The organism is Prevotella sp. oral taxon 317 str. F0108, from assembly GCF_000162415.1.
GTDB lineage: Bacteria > Bacteroidota > Bacteroidia > Bacteroidales > Bacteroidaceae > Prevotella > Prevotella conceptionensis.
On sequence record NZ_GG740117.1, the window covers coordinates 1 to 693 of the forward strand.

At 67.0% G+C, this 693-nt stretch carries 1 pseudogene; it reads left to right on the top strand.

The features are described 5' to 3' along the window. Nucleotides 1-693 (top strand): annotated as a pseudogene (locus HMPREF0670_RS15165) (RHS repeat protein); the annotation flags it as partial.

Below are 693 nucleotides of genomic sequence, written 5' to 3' on the forward strand. Positions count from 1 at the left end.
ACCCGGGAGTATGGCTACGACGCCTACGACCGCCTTGCCTGGGTGGAGAACGAGCGCGGCGAACGCTACGCGTTTGAGCGCGACCTCAACGGCGAGGTGATAGCCGAGCGCGGTTTCGACGGCCGTGAACGCCGCTACGGGCGCGACGGGGACGGGACGGTGCTCGTCACGCACCTGCCCGACGGCACCACCATCCACCACCAGCACGACCTTGCGGGGCGGCTCACCTACAGCCGATACCCTGACGGCAGCTGGGAGGCGTGGGAATACGACCGTGCCGGGCGGCTCTGCAAGGCCGGCGACCCACATGGCGAAACGGTGTTCGAGCGCGACGCGCTGGGGCGCATCGTGCGCGAGATACGAAACGGCCATGCCATCGAACACGCCTACGACAGCCGTTCACGGCTGACCCACACGCTGAGCGACCTGGGCGTGGACATCACCCACAGCTACGACGACGCGGGACTTCCCGAGAGCGTAAAAGCCATCGTGCAAGGTATGCCGCACCCGTGGGAGGCGCACCTGCGACACGACCGCCTGGGCCGCGAGACACTCCGCACAATGACGGGCGGCGTGGCCTGCGCCATGCAGTACGACGGCGTGGGGCGGCCTTCACGGCAAAGCGTCATTCGCGGCGGGCACTCCTTATATAATAGGAGCTACCGCTGGGACGACGATTTTCGGCTTTCGCAC